The 20,529-nt window shown below is 72.0% G+C and carries 13 protein-coding genes; 6 read left to right on the forward strand and 7 right to left on the reverse strand.

Annotation, left to right across the window (positions count from 1 at the left end; translation table 11 throughout):
* Nucleotides 1-15 precede the first annotated feature (15 nt).
* The 3 genes from O5O46_RS00920 to O5O46_RS00930 are packed head-to-tail and all read right to left on the reverse strand — an operon-like array spanning nt 16 to nt 3,544.
* Nucleotides 16-414, reverse strand: coding sequence for a DUF742 domain-containing protein (locus O5O46_RS00920; RefSeq protein WP_269853228.1), 399 nt, complete (start codon nt 412-414; stop codon nt 16-18).
* Nucleotides 414-947 (reverse strand): roadblock/LC7 domain-containing protein, encoded by a 534-nt coding sequence (locus tag O5O46_RS00925; protein ID WP_269853229.1) that lies wholly within the window; start codon nt 945-947, stop codon nt 414-416. The genes O5O46_RS00920 and O5O46_RS00925 overlap by 1 nt, the downstream gene beginning before the upstream one ends.
* Nucleotides 944-3,544 carry a sensor histidine kinase gene (locus O5O46_RS00930; RefSeq protein WP_269853230.1) on the reverse strand — a complete coding sequence of 867 codons (2,601 nt, stop codon included), beginning with the start codon at nt 3,542-3,544 and terminating at the stop codon, nt 944-946. Before O5O46_RS00930 ends, O5O46_RS00925 begins: the two co-directional genes overlap by 4 nt.
* A 433-nt stretch (nt 3,545-3,977) precedes the next feature.
* On the opposite strand from O5O46_RS00930, the gene O5O46_RS00935 reads away from it, so the two are divergent.
* Nucleotides 3,978-4,823, forward strand: a complete 846-nt coding sequence (locus tag O5O46_RS00935) for a protein phosphatase 2C domain-containing protein (protein ID WP_269853880.1) — start codon at nt 3,978-3,980, stop codon at nt 4,821-4,823.
* Nucleotides 4,824-5,003: 180 nt separating this feature from the next.
* Here O5O46_RS00935 and O5O46_RS00940 read toward each other — a convergent pair whose 3' ends face one another.
* On the reverse strand, nt 5,004-5,480 hold the full coding sequence (locus tag O5O46_RS00940) for a MarR family winged helix-turn-helix transcriptional regulator (RefSeq protein ID WP_269853231.1): 477 nt from the start codon (nt 5,478-5,480) through the stop codon (nt 5,004-5,006).
* A gap of 173 nt (nt 5,481-5,653) precedes the next feature.
* On the opposite strand from O5O46_RS00940, the gene O5O46_RS00945 reads away from it, so the two are divergent.
* Nucleotides 5,654-6,508, forward strand: a complete 855-nt coding sequence (locus tag O5O46_RS00945) for a lysozyme (RefSeq protein WP_269853232.1) — start codon at nt 5,654-5,656, stop codon at nt 6,506-6,508.
* Between the two features lie 51 nt (nt 6,509-6,559).
* On the opposite strand, the gene lon is transcribed toward O5O46_RS00945, so the two are convergent.
* Nucleotides 6,560-9,010: an endopeptidase La gene (gene lon / locus O5O46_RS00950; protein WP_269853233.1), complete on the reverse strand. Its 2,451-nt coding sequence runs from the start codon at nt 9,008-9,010 to the stop codon at nt 6,560-6,562.
* Between the two features lie 136 nt (nt 9,011-9,146).
* On the opposite strand from lon, the gene O5O46_RS00955 reads away from it, so the two are divergent.
* The 4 genes from O5O46_RS00955 to O5O46_RS00970 all read left to right on the forward strand — a co-directional run bounded on the left by O5O46_RS00955 (nt 9,147) and on the right by O5O46_RS00970 (nt 15,995).
* Nucleotides 9,147-9,833, forward strand: a complete 687-nt coding sequence (locus O5O46_RS00955; RefSeq protein WP_269853234.1) for a spermidine synthase — start codon at nt 9,147-9,149, stop codon at nt 9,831-9,833.
* 64 nt (nt 9,834-9,897) lie between these two features.
* Nucleotides 9,898-10,644 carry a response regulator transcription factor gene (locus O5O46_RS00960; RefSeq protein WP_269853235.1) on the forward strand — a complete coding sequence of 249 codons (747 nt, stop codon included), beginning with the start codon at nt 9,898-9,900 and terminating at the stop codon, nt 10,642-10,644.
* Between the two features lie 111 nt (nt 10,645-10,755).
* A complete protein-coding gene (locus tag O5O46_RS00965; protein ID WP_269853236.1) occupies nt 10,756-11,910 on the forward strand; it encodes a sensor histidine kinase in 1,155 nt (384 codons plus the stop codon).
* 260 nt (nt 11,911-12,170) lie between these two features.
* Nucleotides 12,171-15,995 (forward strand): multifunctional oxoglutarate decarboxylase/oxoglutarate dehydrogenase thiamine pyrophosphate-binding subunit/dihydrolipoyllysine-residue succinyltransferase subunit, encoded by a 3,825-nt coding sequence (locus O5O46_RS00970; protein WP_269853237.1) that lies wholly within the window; start codon nt 12,171-12,173, stop codon nt 15,993-15,995.
* A gap of 112 nt (nt 15,996-16,107) precedes the next feature.
* Here the strand turns inward: O5O46_RS00970 and fxsT are convergent, their stop codons facing one another.
* Nucleotides 16,108-19,098: an FxSxx-COOH system tetratricopeptide repeat protein gene (fxsT, locus tag O5O46_RS00975; protein ID WP_269853238.1), complete on the reverse strand. Its 2,991-nt coding sequence runs from the start codon at nt 19,096-19,098 to the stop codon at nt 16,108-16,110.
* Nucleotides 19,099-19,119: 21 nt separating this feature from the next.
* A complete protein-coding gene (locus O5O46_RS00980; RefSeq protein WP_269853239.1) occupies nt 19,120-20,451 on the reverse strand; it encodes an FxsB family cyclophane-forming radical SAM/SPASM peptide maturase in 1,332 nt (443 codons plus the stop codon).
* Nucleotides 20,452-20,529: the final 78 nt, after the last annotated feature.

Genomic DNA, 20,529 nt, shown 5'->3' on the forward strand with positions numbered 1-20,529 from the left:
TACGGCGCGGCCGTCTCAGAGCTTGCGAAGTCCACTGAGCACCCTTTCCACCAGCGCGCGGTTGGGCTGTACCGGTCCCTGCCCGGCGCCGTAGACGCGGATCTTCCCCTGGTCCGCCAGATCGCTGAGCAGCACCCGGACCACTCCGAGCGGAATGCGCAGCAGTGCCGAGATCTCGGCCACCGACCGCATCCTGCGGCACAGTTCGACGATGGCCCGCAGCTCCGGCATCACCGCGGTGGCGATCCCGCCGGAGGTCAACTGGGGCCGCTCCTCCGGCGCGTCGATGGTGGCGACGAACGTCTCCACCAGCAGCACGTGGCCGAAGCGGGTCCGTCCGCCGGTCAGCGCGTACGGGCGGACCCGGGAGGGTTTGCGGTCCGCGCCGCGGACCGGTAGCGGGGACGCGGGCATCACTGCTCGCTTTCGGTCGGGGTGCCCGCCGGTTCGGCGGCACGGGCCTTGCTGAGCTCGCTGCGCAGCTCAGGGGTGAGGACATGTCCGGCACGGCCGACGAACAGCGCCATGTGGTAAGCGACCACGCTCATGTCGCACTCCGGCGAGGCGTGCACGCCCAGCAGCGAGCCGTCGCTGATCGACATCACGAACAGGCAGCCGTTCTCCATCGCGACCACCGACTGCTTGACCGTCCCGGCGTTCATCAGCCGTGCCGCGCCGTCGGTGAGCGAGGCGAGCCCGGAGACGACGGTCGCCAGGTCGCCGGAGGCCTTGGCCGGGCCCGTGCCGGGGCCCCGGCACGGCTGTTCGGCGCCGATGACGGTCTCGCCCTCGGCGTCGGAGGAGCACAGCAGCAGTCCGTCGGAGGAGATGACGGCGACCGAGCGGACGCCCGGCACCTCCTCGACCAGGTTGCCCAGCAGCCACTGGAGGCTGCGCGCCTCGTGGCTGAGCGGGCCGGTGCTGGATCCGGTTTTCGACTGGTTCACCCGCGTGCCTCCTCGGAGGGTTCACCGTGTTGTGACTGCCGGTGCTGGGGTAGCTGCTGGTGCTGCCGGGCGGCGGGCGGCCGTGGTGGCTCCACGGTGCCGGTCGCCTCGGCCTCGGCGTCCCGCCGCCCCTGGCGCAGCCCGTGTGCGAAGCCGCCGAGCCGCCGCCGCAGGGCGTCGGCGTCGACCGGCGCGTTGCGCGGGCGGTCGGCGGGCTCACCGGTGAGCCCACTGGCCCTGGGCACCCGCTTGGGGAGCCCCTTGCCCGTCAACCCACCGGATTCCGGGTCGGTCTGGTCGTCCGGGGCGCTCCGCGCGGGTTGCTCCGGTTGCGCGGCTTCCTCGGTACGCGCGTGCCGGGGCCGGGCGGTGGGGCCGTCCCCGGCCGCGGGGGTACGGGCGTGCTCGTCCGTCTCCGCGGCGCGGCGCGGCGCCGGGGCCGCGGCCTCAACGGCCTTGGCGCCGACGGCCGGTGCCGTTGCCGGGGCCTGGTCGGCGGCGCCGGTCACCGGGGCGGCGTACGGGTCCTGCGGCGGTGCCACGCTCTCCGCGGGGTGGACGATGAGGGTGCGCGGCAGCACCACGACCGCGGTCACCCCGCCCTGCTTCTGCTCGCGCAGCTGGACGCGGATCCCGTGCCGTCCGGCGAGCCGCGCCACCACGTACAGGCCGAGCCCGGCGGTGGCGTGCGACTCGTCCGGGTGCGGGTCGGCGAGCAACTGGTTCAGCTCGTCCAGCCGGTCGTGCGGGATGCCGATACCGGCGTCCTCGACCGACAGCATGGCCTCGCCGTTCTCCAACAGCCAGCCGGTGACCTGGACATCGGCGTGCGGTGGGGAGAACGCGGTGGCGTTCTCCAGCAGTTCGGCGACCAGGTGGGCGGTGTCGTCGGCGGCGAACCCGGCGACCTGGGCGCGCGGCAGGAACGGGATCCGCACCCGCTCGTAGCGCTCCACCTCGGAGACACCGGCGCGCACCACGTCCAGCAGCGGCACCGGCTTGGCCAGCGCGCCGCCGCTGGTCTCGGCGCCGGCCAGCACCAGCAGGCTCTCGTTGTTGCGCCGCATCCGGGTGGCCAGGTGGTCCAGCCGGAACAGGGTCTTCAGCTCGTCCGGGTCCTGCTCGCGGTCCTCAAGGCCCTCGATCAGGGCGAGTTGCCGCTCGATCAGCGCGAGGGTGCGCAGGCTGAGGTTGATGAAGGTGGCGTGCGGCACGCCGCGCAACGACTCGACGCGGGCGAGGAGTTCGTCCCGCTCGGCCATCAGCGCCGCCGCCTGGCCGCGCAGCTCGGCCTGCTGGCGGCGCAGTCCATCGCGTTCCGCGGCCACCTTCTGGCGTTCGCCGACCAGTCGGACGCGTTCCTTCTCCTGCTCGGCGGTCTCGGCGCGCAGCCGCACGGTGTCCTCGGCGAGCCGTTCCACGGCCAGCGCGACGGCGGCGAACTCGTCCCGGCTGCCGGTCGGCACCGGCGGCTGCTGGTCACCGGCGTAGCGGCGCAGCGCGGCCAGCGGGCGGGTGACCGAACGGGTGGTACGGACCCCGATGCCGAGTGCCAGCAGTGCGCACAGGCCCACCAGGGTGGCCCGCAGCTCCAGCGCCGTCACGTCGTCGTCGCGCAGCGTGGTGAGCCGGGTGGTGTCGGCGGCCGCCAGTGAGGCCTGGACGGCCCGCATCCGGTCGACCCGGGCGGACAGCGCGGAGTCCACGTCGGCCGTCTTGAGCCGGTTGTCCGACTCGCTCAGGTACGACTTGGCGGTCAGCCGCCGCAGATACGTCTCGGCGGTGGCCACATCGGTGCCGGTGACGGTCTGCGCGTACTGGGTCTGGGCGGGGGTGGTGGCGGTGGCGGCGAAGTCGGCCAGTGCGGACTGCTCGCCCAGCCGGGCCTGCTGGGCCTGGGTCACCAGGGGCGAGGAGGTGCCGCCCGCGGTGAGCGCTGCGACGAGCAGGCCGTGTTCCGCGGAGGCCTGGTCGACGGCCTGGGCGAGGGCGGGTCCGGCGCTGGTGTCGGCGGCGGAGGCCCGGGCGGGCAGGGCGCGGGCCAGGGCGCCGCTGACGCCGTCGAGGGCGTCGATGAGCGGACTGTAGGCGTCGAAGGCGTCCTTGGGGGCGCCGGGGCCGGACAGGGCGGTCTGGCGAATGTGCCCGAGGTTCGCCAGCGCGGTGCGCACCGTCTGGGTGGTGCGGGCCAGGTCGGCCGAGCCGCCGGTGTCCAGCGCGGCGGCCTGCTGGGTCACGTCGGTGGCCTGGCGGTCGACGCGGGCGCGCTCGTCCTCGCTGATGCCGCGGCCGGAGGCGGTGCTGCGTCCGGCGGCCACGTAGGCGGTCATGTCGTCGCGCTCGTCGGCGAGCGAGTGCGCGAGGGCTATCGCCGAGGTGTTCAACTCGGTCAGCCGCAGCAGGCGCTGCGACTGGGACAGATCGCCGATGGCCGAGACGAGCCCCGGGGCTCCGGCGGCCAGTACCGCGATGACCGAGACCAGCAGGGCGCCGAGCAGTCGCTGACGCACCCGGCGTTTGGGCGGCGCGGGGCGCGCGGCCTTGATCTTCTCCGCGACCTCGGGTTCCGTGCGCGCTTGAGTGCGCCCTCTCCTCATTGTCCGCACCGGTTCTCGCATTCCTGTCTCGTACGTCGGTACGGCCGTGGGCACAGCCGAAATGACGCCAAATCAGTTGGGCATCCGACGCCTGGGCCGAACCGTACGGCCGTCCCGCGGCGTTTTCCCCCGATGCGTTGTGGTTGTTACGGCAGAGCTTGTCGCGATCTTCACGCGCCGCGTGGAACGCGGTCCCCCGGACTCGGCCGTGCCGTCCCGAAGGAGTGAACAACAACCGGAAGTTGACCTTCAACTCCGGGCGGCGGTCCACACCCGTTCTTCACGCACGGCGGTTTGGTGAAGGCGGCGCGGTCCTGGAAAGATGCCCACCCGCATTGGCGGCGGGCCACCGCCCGCCGACCCCGTGGAGGCCGCGGGCCGCACCCGGCCCGCCTCGGCGCCGTTCGAACGGGCGCTCAGGCAGACTTGCGGCATGCGCATCGAGACCGCCACGGAGCCTGGCGACCCGAAACGCCCCAACGAGGACTTCGCCGCCGTGGCCCTGCCCGCTTCCGGTCAGGGCGCGGCGGTGGTGCTGCTGGACGGCGTCACGCCGCATCCGGAAGGCACCGGGTGTGTGCACGGCGTTCCGTGGCTCGTGGCGCGGCTCGGTGGCGCGCTGCTCGAACTGTCCGGTTCGCAACGGGATATGACACTGCGGGAGTGCCTCGCGGAGGCGATCGCGCGGACCGCGCGGCAGCACGGCGAGGGCTGTGACCTTTCTCACCCCTACACACCCCAGGCAACCGTCGTGGCGGTCCGGTGGAACCAGGACGCTGTCGAGCATCTGGTGCTTTCCGACTCGGTGTTGCTCATCGAGGACACAACGGGCAACACGCGGGCGGTCCTTGACGACCGTCTGGACCATCTGCCCGAGCCGGTGCCCTCACTGCGGGCGGCGGTACGCGCGCTACCGCGCGACTCCGCCGAGCGGGCGCGCGCCCGTGTGGAGCACGCCCGGGCGGTGGAGGCGTTGCGCAACGCCGAGGGCGGCTTCTTCACCGCCGCGGCGGATCCCTCAGTGGTCGCGCGGGCGGTGTGCGGCACGACGCCCCGCGCCCAGGTACGGGCGGTGGCCGCCCTGACGGACGGGGCGGCACGGCTGGTGGAGGTCTTCCACGAGTGCGACTGGCCGGAACTGCTGGCCCTGCTGCGCAAGGAGGGTCCCCAGTCCCTGATCACCCGGGTCCGCACCGCCGAGTCGGCGGACCCGCTCAGGAGCGCCTTCCCCCGCAGCAAACGCCACGACGACGCCACAGCGGTCCTGGCGGAGCTGTAACACCCCTCCGCGGTCGCCGGCACGGGCGCCCGCCCAGCCGCCCGGTCCCACGGCGACAGCGCGCGACCCACGCGGCGGAGACCGGCGGTAGCGGACCAGCCGCACCCGGGCGGAACCCGGGCGGGCGGAGCGCGAAGCCACAGGGATGCGCCCGCGGACGTGGAGGCGGGCGGCCTGTCGCTAGGCGTCCCCGCAGCGGTCCTCCGGGGCGTTGATCGCGTTGAGCGCCTCCAGGAGGCGCGCCAGCTCCGTGACGTCCTGCCGCGGCCACGCGGACAGCCGCCCCCGGTACCGCGCGCGGCGCGCGTCCCGCACGCGTGTGAAGCGGCTGCGGCCCTCGTCGGTGAGCCGGACGAGGAACGCCCGGCCGTCCGCCGGATCCTGCTCCCTGCTGACCAGCCCCAACTGCTCCAGCGCCCGAAGCTGCCGGCTCATCGTCGCCTTGCCGACCCCGAAGTACGCGGCCAGGTCGGTCGCCCGCTCCGGGCCCGCCTCCTCAAGGCGTACCAGCAACCCGTACGCCGAGGGTTCCAGCTCCGGATGGACCGCCCGCGCCATCTCACCGGACGAGGCGCGGGCGCGCCGGTAGAAGACGGTGATCTCCCGCTCCAACGCCTCCAGGTCCCGATCCCCCTCGGGATACTCCTCATTCCGCACGTCAGCGCCCTCTCGCCCGTCCCCAGGGCTGAAATTTCGTTTCAGCACCTGCCATCGCCGCAGCTCCTTCAGTATTTCGCAGGATTAGACCAACGGCAGTGACCGGGCCCTCTTCCACCCCGCCGTTCTACGCGCGTACGGTCACCATGTCATGGCCATAACAGGGAGGGAACATGTCCCCTGCCGACAGCCCCCTGAGCCCCCGCCCCCACAGATCCCGCGCCGTCCTGACGGCGCTGACCGCCCTGTTCACGCTCCTGCTCGCGTTACCCGGTACGGCGTCGGCCGCCCCGGCCGCGGGCCGCGACCCCGTCACCCACCCCCAACTGGACTGGATGGGCTCGACCGTACTCCGCCACGAGGGCGGCGCCCCCTCCAACCACCCCGTCTTCCCGCTGGTCGTACAGACCCCCGGCATGGACGTCAGCGGCTACCAGGGCGATGTCGACTGGGCCGCCGCCCGCTCGAACGGCGGCCGGTTCGCCTATGTGAAGGCCACCGAGAGCACCACGTACACCAACCCGTACTTCGCCCAGCAGTACAACGGCTCGTACGGCGTGGGCATGATCCGTGGCGCGTACCACTTCGCGACCCCCGACACCTCAAGCGGCGCCGCCCAGGCCGACTACTTCGTCGGCCACGGCGGCGGCTGGTCGGCCGACGGCAGGACGCTGCCGCCCGCGCTCGACATCGAGTACAACCCGTACGGCGCGACCTGCTACGGCCTGGGCCCATCGGCGATGGTCAGCTGGATCGCAGACTTCAGCGACACGGTGCACGCGCGCACCGGCCGCTACCCGGTCGTCTACACCACCGCCCAGTGGTGGTCCGAATGCACCGGTGGCAGTACGGCGTTCGCCGCCGGCAACCCGTTGTGGACCGCCCGCTACACCTCCACCCCGGGCGCGCTGCCGTCCGGTTGGAGCTACCAGACCTTCTGGCAGTACGCCGACACCGGTGTACTGCCCGGGGACCAGGACTACTTCAACGGCACGTACACCCGGCTCCAGGCACTGGCCAACGGATGAACGTGCGGCCGCCCCGCCCTCGTTGGGCGGGACGGCCGCACCGTCCGGGACCTACGCGGCGACCGGGACCGCCCGGTCCGCCGCGGGCTCCAGCGCCAGCCTCAGCACCTGGCGGACATCCGCGACCGCGTGCACATCCAGCTTCTCCAGCACCTCGCTCGGCACATCGTCCAGGTCGGCCTCGTTCCGCTTCGGGATGATCACCGTGGTCACCCCGGCCCGGTGCGCGGCCAGCAGCTTCTGCTTGACGCCACCGATCGGCAGCACCCGCCCGGTCAACGACACCTCCCCGGTCATCGCCACGTCCTCGCGCACCCGGCGCCCGGACAGCAGCGAGGCCAGTGCCGTGGTCATCGTCACACCCGCGCTCGGCCCGTCCTTGGGCACCGCGCCCGCGGGGACGTGCAGATGGACACCGCGGTCCTTCAGGTCGGCCACCGGGAGCTCCAGTTCCGCACCGTGCGAGCGCAGGAAGGACAGCGCGATCCGCGCCGACTCCTTCATCACGTCGCCGAGTTGGCCGGTGAGCGTCAGCCCGGTGCCGCCGGTCTCCGGATCGGCCAGCGACGCCTCGACATACAGCACGTCGCCGCCCGCGCCGGTCACCGCCAGGCCGGTGGCCACCCCGGGGACCGCGGTGCGCCGCTCGTCCGGGTCCTGCGCGGACTCCGGCACGTGGTGCGGTCGGCCGATCAGCCGCCGCAGGTCGTCCGGGCCGACGGTGACCGGGAGTTCGGCCTCGCCCAGCTCGTGCTGCGCGGCGATCTTGCGCAGGATGCGGGCGATCGCCCGTTCCAGGTTCCGCACCCCCGCCTCGCGGGTGTACTCGCCCGCGAGCCTGCGCAGCGCCTCGTCCTCGACCGCCACCTCGTCTCCGGCCAGGCCGGTGCGCTCCAACTGCCGCGGCAGCAGGTGGTCGCGGCCGATGGTGACCTTCTCGTCCTCGGTGTAGCCGTCGAGTTGGACCAGCTCCATCCGGTCCAGCAGCGGCTGCGGAATGGCTTCGAGCACGTTGGCGGTGGCGAGGAACACCACGTCGGACAGGTCGAGTTCGACCTCCAGGTAATGGTCGCGGAACGTGTGGTTCTGCGCCGGGTCGAGCACTTCGAGCAGCGCGGCGGCCGGGTCGCCCCGGTAGTCGGAGCCGACCTTGTCCACCTCGTCCAGCAGCACCACCGGGTTCATCGACCCGGCCTCCTTGATGGCGCGGACGATCCGCCCGGGCAGCGCGCCGACGTAGGTGCGCCGGTGGCCGCGGATCTCCGCCTCGTCCCGGACGCCGCCGAGTGCGACGCGGACGAACTCCCGGCCCATGGCCCGCGCCACCGACTCGCCCAGCGAGGTCTTGCCGACGCCGGGCGGACCGACCAGCGCCAGCACCGCGCCTCCCCGCCGACCGCCGACCACGCCGAGGCCCCGGTCGGCGCGCCGCTTGCGCACCGCCAGGTACTCGGTGATCCGCTCCTTGACGTCGTCCAGGCCCGCGTGGTCGGCGTCCAGCACCGCGCGTGCGGAGGCGATGTCGTAGGCGTCCTCGGTCGTGGTGTTCCACGGCAGTTCCAGGACGGTGTCCAGCCAGGTGCGGATCCAACTTCCCTCGGGGGACTGGTCGGAGGACCGCTCCAGCTTGTCGACCTCCTTCAGCGCGGCCTCGCGGACCTTCTCCGGCAGGTCGGCCCCCTCGACCCGGGCCCGGTAGTCGTCGGACTCGTTCTCCGGGTCGCCGTTGAGCTCGGCGAGCTCCTTGCGCACGGCGTCCAGCTGGCGGCGCAGCAGGAACTCGCGCTGCTGCTTGTCCATGCCCTCCTGGACGTCCTTGCGGATGGTCTCGGCGACGTCCTGCTCGGCGAGGTGGTCGCGCAGCCAGCCGATGGCCAGCCGCAGCCGCTCCACCGGCTCGACGGTCTCCAGCAGCTGGATGCGCTGCTCACCGGTGAGGAACGGCGAGTAGCCGGAGTTGTCCGCGAGCTGGGAGACGTCCTCGATCTGCTGGACGCGGTCCACGACCTGCCAGGCACCGCGCTTGCGCAGCCAGCTGGTGGCCAGCGCCTTGTACTCCCTGACCAGTTCCGCGACGGCGCCCGGTGCCTCGGTCGGCTCGGGCTCGCTGACCTCGGTGCCCTCGACCCACAGCGCGGCGCCCGGGCCGGTGGTTCCGGCGCCGATGCGGACCCGGCGCAGGCCGCGGATGACCGCGCCCGGGTCGCCGTCGGCGAGCCGTCCGACCTGCTCGACCGCGCCGAGGGTGCCCACCGCCGCGTACCGGCCGTCCACCCGAGGCACCAGCAGGACACGCGGCTTGCGTGCCAGGGAGCCGGAGCGGATGCCGGGAACATGGGCCGCCTCGGGCCGGTTGCTCTCCACTGCCTGCGCCGCCTCCACGGCGGCCCGCACCTCGGCGTCGCTCAGATCGAGCGGCACGACCATGCCGGGCAGCACGACCGCGTCATCCAGCGGCAGCACGGGCAGGGTGAGCGGGGCGGACGAGGTCTCTTCAGCCATGATCTCTCCCTAGGCAATCAAGTTGAGCTGTATCGACTCAATGCTTTTGAGCGTGGCATTGTTCCCGGCCTTCCCAGGGATGTGTTCGCCGTGAGCGATCAGCGACGGACCGACCGTTCATGCGAGCCTGGGCGGCATGGACGACACGACCAGCGCGGTGACCGTGATCGACCGCAGGGAGGGTCCGTACGGCGAGGTCGTACTGCGCCGGCGACTCGTCGAGGGGACCGAGCGGTACGAGATCATCGAGAACGGCTGCTTCCTGATGGACACCTCCGACGGCCGCTCGGAGCGGCTGCTCGTCCAGGCGCCGCTGCGGGCGCTGGGCGGCGCGGGACTGTCGGTGCTCATCGGCGGCCTCGGCGTCGGCTTCTCACTCGCCGAGGCGGCGGCCGAGCCGCGGTGGGGCGCCATCACGGTGGTGGAGCGGGAGCGGTCGGTCATCGACTGGCACCGCGGCGGCCCGCTCGACCGCTTCTCGGCACACGCGCTGGACGATCCACGGGTCACCGTCATCGGAGGCGACCTGGTGTCCCACCTACGTGAGGCGGACATCACGTATGACGCGCTCTGCCTGGACATCGACAACGGCCCGGACTGGACCGTCACCGACTCCAACGACTCGCTCTACTCCCCGGCGGGCCTTGCCGACTGCCGGGCACGACTGGCCCCGGGCGGAGTGCTCGCGGTGTGGTCCGCGCAGCCCTCGGAGCGTTTCGAGGAGGCGTTGCGCACCGCCGGGTTCGAACAGGTCCAGACCATTGCTGTCCCGGTTGCCCGAGGTGTCCCGGATGTGGTCCACCTCGGGGTACGGCCCGCGTAGCCGCAGGCCATCCGCGCCCTTTACGCTGCTTGCCAAGCAGCGCGACCAAGTGGGGGCGGGCCCGATGGACAACACACAGACGACTACGGCGAACGGCGGGGCCGGAACACCTCTACCTGGTACCCAGCGCCGGGTGCTGGTCGTCGAGGACGACCCGACGATCGCCGACGCGATCGCCGCCCGGCTGCGCGCCGAGGGCTTCCAGGTGCACACCGCGGGCGACGGCCCGGCCGCCGTGGACACCGCCCACGCCTGGCAGCCCGACCTCCTGGTGCTCGACGTGATGCTGCCCGGCTTCGACGGCCTAGAGGTCTGCCGCCGGGTCCAGGCGCAGCGGCCGGTGCCGGTGCTGATGCTCACAGCCCGGGACGACGAGACCGACATGCTGGTCGGACTCGGGGTCGGCGCCGACGACTACATGACCAAGCCGTTCTCCATGCGGGAGCTGGCCGCCCGGGTGCACGTACTGCTCAGACGGGTCGAACGGGCCACCGCCGCCGCGCGCAGCCCGCGCGGCGGAACGTTGCAGCTCGGCGACCTGGCCATCGACCACGCCCAGCGCCGGGTACGAGTGCGCGGGGACGACGTCCACCTCACCCCGACCGAGTTCGACCTGCTGGCATGCCTGGCGCAGACGCCGCGCGCCGTGCTCTCCCGCGAGCAGCTGCTGGCGGAGGTGTGGGACTGGGCGGACGCGTCGGGCACCCGGACCGTCGACAGCCACATCAAGGCACTGCGCCGAAAGATCGGCGCCGAACGCATCCGCACGGTCCACGGGGTGGGGTACGCCCTGGAGACGCCCGCGCCGTGAGGCCGGTCACGCCCCCCACACCCGTTCCGCCGCGGAACGGGTGCCCACGCCCCTGGGGTGCCTTTGTCGACCCGGTCGCGACCCGCTGGAAGGCGCCGGAGGTAGGTGGGAATGAGTCGTAGCCGGGTACCGGGCGGCTCCCGGTTCTTCCGGCGGTCGCCGACCGCCGAGCGCACCCGCGCGTGGCAGTGGATCTGGGACGGTCTGCGCCCCGTCGACCCTTTCCGGTCGATCAAGGCGGCCCTGGGACTGCTGGTGATCAGCTCGGTCTTCCTGACCACCCTGCTGGTCCTGGTGGCCATCCACTCGGAGACCGAACTGCGGGTGATCACCATCTTCTCCATCATCACCTCGATGCTGCTGATGCAGTTCGTCTCCCACGGGCTGACCTCACCACTGCGCGAGATGACCGCGGTCGCCCGCGCGATGGCCCAGGGCGACTACAGCCGCCGGGTACGCACCGGCCGCAGGGACGAGCTCGGCGAGCTGGCCGTCACCTTCAACAGCATGGCCGCCGACCTGGAGGCCGCCGACCGGCACCGCAAGGAGCTGGTGGCCAACGTCTCCCATGAGCTGCGCACCCCGATATCGGGCCTGCGCGCCCTGCTGGAGAACGTGGTGGACGGCGTCTGCGAGGCCGACCCGGAGACCATGCGGGCGGCGCTCGCGCAGACGGAGCGGCTCGGCCGACTGGTGGCCGACCTGCTGGACCTGTCCCGGCTGGACAGCGGTGTGGTGCCGCTGGACGCCCGGCGCTTCGAGGTGTGGCCTTACCTGTCCGGGGTGCTGAAGGCGGCGAGCATCAAGCCGGGCGTGGCGCTGGCGTCCCCGTCGCACTCCCGCTCCCGCGGCGACGTCCATCTGCACCTCGACGTCTCCCCGCCGGAGCTGACCGCCTACGCCGACGCGGAGCGGCTGCACCAGGTGGTCTCCAACCTGATCGACAACGCCGTCAGGCACAGCCCGCCCAGTGGCCGGGTCACCGTGCGCGCCCGGCGCGGCGCGGGCCCGGAGAGCCTGGAGCTGGAGGTGCTCGACGAGGGTCCCGGCATCCCGGAGTCGCAGCGCTCGAAGGTCTTCGAACGGTTCAGCAGGGGCAGCATCCCCGCCCCGCACGGTTCGGGCAGCGACGGCGGCACCGGGCTGGGGCTGGCCATCGCCCGTTGGGCCGTGGAACTGCACGGTGGCCGGATCCGGGTGGCCGAATCCCCCCGCGGCTGCCGCATCCACCTCACCCTTCCGGGTAAGGATCAAGCGTTGGATTGACGCACGGTCTCGAACAAGAGCACCACAGCGGAGCAGGAAACCGCAGGCCGCAGGCCGAATGGGCGCCTCTGCGCGGGCATGGGCAGCGCGCGGGCGCCCAAAAGAATGCCGATTTCCCGCCAAAGCCAGCCGCCAAACCAAGTTTTCGGTGTGACGTACACGACGACTGCCCCTCGTAACCTGCGCGTACCCGCCCGGTAGGCGTAGCCTTTATTTCCGCTGTCCACCACCTTGTGAAGCGGAAGAGGGCGGTTGCCGCCGTGTCGTCACAGTCCCCCAACACATCGAGTGTCTCGACCGACCCTGATGGTCAGGGCAAGAGCCCTGCGTCCGGTTTCGGGCCGAACGAGTGGCTCGTCGATGAGATCTACCAGCAGTACCTCCAGGACCCGAACTCGGTAGACCGAGCCTGGTGGGACTTCTTCGCGGACTACAAGCCGGGCACGGACACCGGCTCGGCGGTCGCCACTCCGCCGCCGACCGGCACGGCCGCCCCCGCGGCGCCCGCCCCCGCTCCGGCCGCGCCGTCGGCCCCGAAGCCTCCCGCCGCCGCCCCCGCGCCCGCCGCGCAGGCCGCCCCGGCCCCGGCTGCCCCCGCACAGCAGCCGGCTCCGGCCGCCCCCGCCGCGAAGCCCGCGCCCGCCGCGGCCGCGCCGAAGCCCGCCGCCGCTCCCGCGCCGAAGGCCAAGGCGGAGCCGGAGACCGAGGCGCCGCTGGGCCCCGAGCTGATCACGCTGCGCGGCCCCGCCGCGGCCGTCGCCAAGAACATGAACGCCAGCCTTGAGCTGCCGACGGCGACCAGCGTCCGCGCGGTCCCGGTCAAGCTGCTGTTCGACAACCGCATCGTCATCAACAACCACCTCAAGCGCGCCCGCGGCGGCAAGGTGTCCTTCACCCACATCATCGGCTACGCGATGGTGCAGGCGATGAAGGCGATGCCCTCCATGAACTACTCGTTCATGGAGAAGGACGGCAAGCCGACGCTGGTCAAGCCCGAGCACGTCAACCTCGGCCTGGCGATCGACCTGGTCAAGCCGAACGGTGACCGCCAGCTGGTCGTCGCGGCGATCAAGAAGGCCGAGACGCTGAACTTCTTCGAGTTCTGGCAGGCCTACGAGGACATCGTCCGCCGCGCCCGCAACGGCAAGCTGACGATGGACGACTTCACCGGCGTCACCGCCTCGCTGACCAACCCGGGCGGCATCGGCACCGTGCACTCCGTGCCGCGGCTGATGGGCGGCCAGTCCATGATCATGGGCGTTGGCTCGATGGACTACCCGGCCGAGTTCCAGGGCACCTCCCAGGAGACCCTGAACCGTCTGGGCATCTCCAAGGTCATGACGCTGACCAGCACCTATGACCACCGGGTGATCCAGGGCGCCGCGTCCGGCGAGTTCCTGCGGGTGATGCACCAGCTGCTGCTGGGCGAGGACGAGTTCTACGACAAGATCTTCGAGTCGCTGCGCATCCCCTACGAGCCGGTCCGCTGGCGCCAGGACATCGACACCGCGCACGACGACGACGTCACCAAGGCCGCCCGGGTCTTCGAGCTGATCCACTCCTACCGGGTGCGCGGCCACGTCATGGCCGACACCGACCCGCTGGAGTACAAGCAGCGCAAGCACCCCGACCTGGACATCATCGAGCACGGCCTGACCCTGTGGGACCTGGAGCGCGAGTTCGCGGTCGGCGGTTTCGCGGGCAAGTCGATGATGAAGCTGCGCGACATCCTCGGTGTGCTGCGCGACTCGTACTGCCGCACCGTCGGCATCGAGTTCATGCACATCCAGGACCCCAAGCAGCGCAAGTGGATCCAGGACCGGGTCGAGCGCCCGCACACCAAGCCGGAGCGCGAGGAGCAGCTTCGCATCCTGCGCCGCCTGAACGCGGCCGAGGCGTTCGAGACCTTCCTGCAGACCAAGTACGTCGGCCAGAAGCGCTTCTCGCTGGAGGGCGGCGAGTCCGTCATCCCGCTGCTGGACGCCGTCCTCGACTCCGCCGCCGAGTCCCGGCTGGACGAGGTCGTCATCGGCATGGCGCACCGCGGCCGGCTCAACGTGCTGGCCAACATCGTCGGCAAGTCCTACGCGCAGATCTTCCGGGAGTTCGAGGGCAACCTCGACCCGAAGTCGATGCACGGCTCCGGCGACGTGAAGTACCACCTGGGCGCCCAGGGCACCTTCACCGGTCTGGACGGCGAGCAGATCAAGGTCTCGCTGGCCGCCAACCCCTCGCACCTGGAGACCGTCGACCCGGTGGTCGAGGGCATCGCCCGGGCCAAGCAGGACCTGATCGGCAAAGCGGGCACCGACTTCACCGTGCTGCCCGTCCAGCTGCACGGCGACGCGGCCTTCGCGGGCCAGGGCGTGGTGGCCGAGACGCTCAACATGTCGCAGCTGCGCGGCTACCGCACCGGCGGCACCGTGCACATCGTGATCAACAACCAGGTGGGCTTCACCGCTCCCCCGGCCTCCTCGCGCTCGTCGATGTACTGCACCGACGTGGCCCGGATGATCGAGGCGCCGATCTTCCACGTCAACGGTGACGACCCGGAGGCCGTGGTCCGGGTGGCCCGGCTGGCCTTCGAGTTCCGCCAGGCGTTCAACAAGGACGTCGTCATCGACCTGGTCTGCTACCGCCGCCGGGGCCACAACGAGGCGGACAACCCCTCGTTCACCCAGCCGCAGATGTACGACCTGATCGACAAGAAGCGCTCGGTGCGCAAGCTCTACACCGAGTCGCTGATCGGCCGTGGCGACATCACCCTGGAAGAGGCCGAACAGGCGCTCCAGGACTACCAGGGCCAGCTGGAGAAGGTCTTCACCGAGGTCCGCGAGGCCGCCGCGGCGCCGGCCGCCGAGGCCGAGGTCCCGGCCGTGCTGCCGGAGTTCCCGGTCAAGCTGGACACCGCGATCTCCCAGGAGGTCGTCAAGCGGATCGCCGAGTCGCAGGTCAACCTGCCCGAGCACGTCACCGTCCACCCGCGTCTGCTGCCGCAGCTGCAACGCCGGGCGGCCAGCGTCGAGGACGGCACGATCGACTGGGCGATGGGCGAGACCCTGGCGTTCGGGTCGCTGCTGATGGAGGGCACCCCGGTCCGGCTGGCCGGCCAGGACTCCCGGCGCGGCACCTTCGGCCAGCGGCACGCGGTACTGGTGGACCGGGAGACCGGCGAGGACTACACCCCGCTGCTCTACCTGTCCGAGGACCAGGCGCGGTTCATGGTCTACGACTCGCTGCTGAGCGAGTACGCGGCGATGGGCTTCGAGTACGGCTACTCGCTGGCCCGGCCGAACGCGCTGGTGCTGTGGGAGGCGCAGTTCGGTGACTTCGCCAACGGCGCGCAGAACGTGGTCGACGAGTACATCTCGGCCTCCGAGCAGAAGTGGGGCCAGACCTCCGGCGTCACCCTGCTGCTGCCGCACGGCTACGAGGGCCAGGGCCCGGACCACTCCTCGGCCCGTATCGAGCGCTACCTCCAGCTGTGCGCGCAGAACAACATGACGGTCGCCATGCCGACGCTGCCGTCGAACTACTTCCACCTGCTGCGCTGGCAGGTCCACAACCCGCACCACAAGCCGCTGATCGTCTTCACCCCGAAGTCGATGCTCCGGCTCAAGGCGGCCAGCTCGAAGGTGGAGGAGTTCACCTCCGGCGGCTTCCGCCCGGTGATCGGCGACGACGCGGTGGACCCGGACAAGGTGCGCAAGGTCGTCTTCTGCTCCGGCAAGGTCTACTACGACCTCCTCACCGAGCGGACCGCCCGCAAGGCGGAGGACGTCGCGCTGATCCGCATCGAGCGGCTGTACCCGCTGCCCGGTGAGGAGATCCAGGCCGCGCTGGCGCCGTTCACCAAGGCGCAGAAGTTCGTCTGGGCCCAGGAGGAGCCGGCGAACCAGGGTGCCTGGCCGTTCATCGCGCTCAACCTGATCGACCACCTGGACCTGGTGCTGGGCGCCGCCCCGGACAACGCGGACCGGCTGCGCCGGGTCTCGCGTCCCACCTCGTCCGCCCCGGCGGTCGGCTCCGCCAAGCGGCACCAGGCCGAGCAGGCGCAGCTGGTGAACGAGGTCTTCGAGATCTGAGCCTCCGGCGTTCAACGCCCCGGCCCCCGCTGATCGTTCAGCGGGGGCCGGGGCGTTTGAGGGCCTGGGGCCGAAGCCCCTCCGGGGGCTTCGCCCCCAAACCAACGCCTTCTCAGTTGGGTTGGGGCTCGAAGTCCCAATAAGGCCGTTCGCGGCGGCGAACGGACATGGTGTGCGGGTGCTGCGCGCCCAACGTGTCGGCGAGCTGCTGCAGGGCCTCGCCCTCCAGCTTCGCCGCCTCCTGGGTGCGCCGCAGCGACCGCAGGTCGTCGGCGAGCGCGGCCTTGCAGGACAGCGTGAGCGGATGGGTGTCCCCCAGCGCCGACTTGGCCCGCTCCAGGTTCTCCCGGCTCACCCGCGCCGCGCCCTCCTCGTCCCCGGCGAGGTTGCGGGCGCCGGAGGTGTTGAGCGCACAGCCCAGTGTCCAGGGGTGGTCCTGGCCGACGGCCGCGGCCATGTCGTGCCAGGCGCGCTCGGCGTTGGCCAGCGCCTCCCCCCGCTCGCCGTACTCCCACAGCACCAGGCCGACGTTGCCCTCGGTGCCGATCGCGTACGGGTGGTCCTCGCCGACCAGGCCCCGGTACCGCTCGGCCACCGCGGTGGACAGCTCGCGGGCCTGGTCGAGGTCGCCGTGCGCGCGCAGCAGCGTCGCGTAGTCGGCCTGCACCATCAGGGTGTCCGGATGGCGCGGCCCCTGCGTCTGCCGGAAGCGCTCCACCACGCTGCGCATCAGCGCCTCGGCCGCCGGCACCAGCCCGGTGCGCCGCATGCACAGAGCCAGGTTGAGCTCGGCGCGCATGGTCTGCGGGTTGAACTGGTCCATGATCTGGCGGTGCACCCGTACGTTCTGCTCCTGCCGGGACATCGCCTCCGCGTACCGGCCGAGCAGCCGCAGCATCCAGGCGTACTGCAGCCCGGAGTGCAGGGTCAGGTGGTGGCGCGGGTGCAACAGCCGTTCCCTGATGCGCAGGTTGACCGCGTGCAGGTCCAGCGCCTCCTGGTACCGGCCGAGCAGACCCAGCGCCAACGCCAGGTTGCCGCGGTCCTGTTGGGTGCGCGGCGCCTCCTCGCCCAGCAGCCGGGTGTAGACCTCCACGGACGCCGCGTAGAGCGCCCTGGCCTCCTCGTAGGAGCCGAGCGCCATCATGCTGCCGCCCAGACTGTTCTGCGCCCACAGCAGTTCGGGGTCGCCGGGCTCGCGCACCGCGGCCAGCTCCTCCACCGCGGCCCGGCCCAGCGCCTCGGCCTCCCGGTAACGGCCGCAGCGGCGCAGCATGTTGGCGTGCACCCGGCTGAGCTCCAGCAGCGCCGGGTCGTGCCGCGGCAGCGCCGCCCGCCACCGGGGGACGGTCAGTTCACACAGCCGTAGGGCGGTGCTGTTCTCGCCGCGCAGCTTGAGGTAGTTGAGGCAGTTGAGAATGAGTTGGCGGACGTCCGGCTCGGTGCTGTCCAGCGCGCCGGAGGTCTCCAGGTGCGGGATCAGTTCGGCGTACCGCGCCCACTCCCGGGTGTCACTGGGGCTGCGCGGGTCGGCCCCGGCGAGCACCCGGCAGGCGGTGGCGGACAGTTCGTCGCGCTCGGTCTCCGACAGGTTGCTGAGCAGGAAGCCGTGGTAGAGCCGGTGCATCTGCACGGTGTCCACCGTCGGGTCCTGCTCCGGGGTCTCCACGTAGTCCATCCGGACCGCGGTGGACTCCGACAGCCTGCGCAGCGCGGTGTGCCAGCGGATCTGGTCGGTGGCCAGCGCGGCGAGGTGCTCCGGCAGGTCGGAGGGGCGGGCGGTCTGGATCAGCCGTACCGGGATGGCGTCCGGTGCGAAGAACGCGAACAGCCGGAGCAGCTCGGTCGCCTCCGGGCTGCGCTCGGCCAACGTGTTGAGCGTTATCGACCAGCTGGTCTGGAAGCCCATCGAGTAGTCGGAGGAGATCCGGATGGCGATCTGGCTGGGGCTGCCGCGGCGGATCAGTTCGATGTAGTCCTTGGCGGCCATCGGGTTGGTGGACAGCCAGGCCGAGGTCTGCGCCAGCAGCAGCGGCAGGTCCTCGACCGCGTCGGCGAGCTGGTCGGCCTCGTCGACGGTCAGCCGTTCGGCGCGGCGGCGCGCGTAGGCGATGGACTCGCCCCGCTCGAAGGGCCGGACCTCGATCTCGGAGACGGTTCCGGTGGCCGCCCAGTCCTGGGTGAGGGTGGTGAGCAGCACATGCCCGTTGCCCTCCGGCAGCAGGTCCTCGATCTGCTCCATGTCGTCGGCGCTGTCGAAGACCACCAGCCACTTGCGGTACGGCCGACCGGTGCGCAGCGCCTCCTGTACGGCGCGGATGCGGTCGCCGAGTTCGGTACCGGTCTCCAGACCGAGCCGGGGCGCGAGGGCCGCGAACTGCTCCCGGGCGGTGGCCCGGAACGCGGCGCTCACCCACCACACGATGTCGTAGTCGTTGCTGAACCGGTGCGCGTACTCGGCGGCGATCTGCGACTTGCCGACCCCGGAGATCCCGCGCAGCGAGCACCGGGCGCCGCCCCGGCCGCCCGCCGCGAACCGCTCGTGCAGCGCCTCCAGCGCGGTGTCCCGGCCGGTGAAGCGGACGTTGCGGCGCGGCAGGCTCCACACCGCGGGCGGGTCGTTGGGGAATCGCGGCGCCGCCGGATCGGGTTCGGCGTCCGGGGCCGTCCGCTCCCCGTCCAGGCCGAGCCGCCGCATGATCCTGCGGTGCGCCTCGCGCGCGTCGAGGTCGCGCAGGTCGACGGGGCTGAGCGGGGCCGCGGTGGGCGGCAGTGCCCGGGTGGCGACGCTGACCGCGGCGAACCGGTCGACGTTCGCCGGTACGACGGCGTGCAGCGCCTCGGTCCACTCGGCGTCGGTGCGCGGGCCGAGCGAGAAGTACCAGTCGTCCAGCACCAGCAGGACCCGTCCCGGCGCCGTCAGCAGGTTGTCCAGCGCCTCGGTGAGCGGCATGTCCACCGGCGGGTCCCAGCGCAGCATCGCGGTGCCGTGGCCCTGCCGTTCGAGTCGGTGCGCGATCCAGGCCGCCCAGGGCCGGTTGAACCCCGCGTAGCTTATGGTGAAGTGCTCTCGGGGGCCGCCAACCTGCGTGCGTTCGGCCATCCGACCGTCTCCCTCTGCCGCTTACCGTTCTGCCCGAATGCCTTCTTCCGGGGGCTGACCACCGGGCCCCGGCCGAAATCCCCTGTCCGTGCGCGTAGCTGACCCTCTGTCGGGCAGGGTAACGGAATCGTGGTGCGCGAGTGCCGTATCGAGCCGACGCGCGATGTGCCGGATCAGGTGCTCCAGGTCGGCGCAGTACACCGACGGATGGCGGAAACCGCTGCCCTCCAGGTACCGGTGGGTGTAGTTGCCGCCGCCGCACACCCGTACCACCGGGCAGCCGCGGCAGGTGGCGCCGAGGCCGTCGGCGCCGAGTTGCCGGGCGGCCACCCCGGGGTGGTCGAGCGCCTGGTCGAAGGTGTTGCGGAAGACGTCCAGGCCGGTCGCGGGGGCGTGCTCGTACGCGGTCTTGAGCGAGTCGACCTGCTCGATCGCGCCGTCGGTGTCCACCACCAGTGCCGCGCTCGGTGACAGGCCGACCGACTCGGTGCGGCTGGGCAGGCCGAGCAGCAGCGCGATGATCTCGGTGAACAGCCTTACCCGCGGCCCGGGTTCGCCGTCCCACCACAGGTCGAAGACGGTGGCCAGCCACGTCCCGTACGGCACGGCGCGGGCGTGGCGCGCGGCCCACGGCGGCCGGTGCGGTAACCCCGGTGGCGGCGCGGTCCAGTTGGCGTGCGGCAGCAGCAGGTCGAGGCTGGGCGGGCGCAGCGCGGCCAGCGAGTGGTAGACGAGCGCGGGGTCGGCGGCCAGGTCGATGGTGCACAGCAGTCCGGCGTAGCCGTCCGGCCGGTCGGCGAGCAGCCGTGCGGCACGGGAGGCCGCGGGCCAGGAGGGCCGCCCGGCGTGGTCGGTGCGGCGGGCGTTGAGCGCGGCCGTGCCGCCGTCGAGGCTGAGCCCGACCCGGATCCCGGCGGCGGTCAGCCGGTCCAGCGTGTGGGCGGTGAGCAGGGTGCCGTTGGTCTGCACGGTGATGTGCGCGGTGCGGCCCGCGGGCAGCGCCGAGCGCACGGCCTCGGCGTATTCGAGCACCGTGCCGGGGCCGGTCATCAGGGGTTCGCCGCCGTGCAGGTCGACCCGGATCTCCCGCAGTCCGTGCCGCCGCACGTGCTCGGCGACACGCTGAGCGGTGCGGCGCATGGTGGCGCTCTGGGTGCGCGCCGGACGGTCCCGCCAACTGCGGTCGCGGCCCTGGTAGATGTAGCAGTAGGCGCAGGCCAGGTTGCACCGGCTGTGTACCTTGAGCACGAACTGCCGCAAGGGGACGGGTTGTCGGCCCGCCGCACGCAGTGCCGGGACGTCGAGTGCGGCGAGGGGCCAGGGGGCGAACGCTGATCCTTCGACCTCACTCATGAAGCGTGCATGGCCGCAAAGGAGTTGGCGCAAACATATTCGACCGGCGACTGACTGATTCCTCCCGCCCTGCGCCCG

It is taken from the genome of Streptomyces sp. RPT161 (assembly GCF_027533845.1).
GTDB classification, from domain to species: domain Bacteria; phylum Actinomycetota; class Actinomycetes; order Streptomycetales; family Streptomycetaceae; genus Streptantibioticus_A; species Streptantibioticus_A silvisoli_A.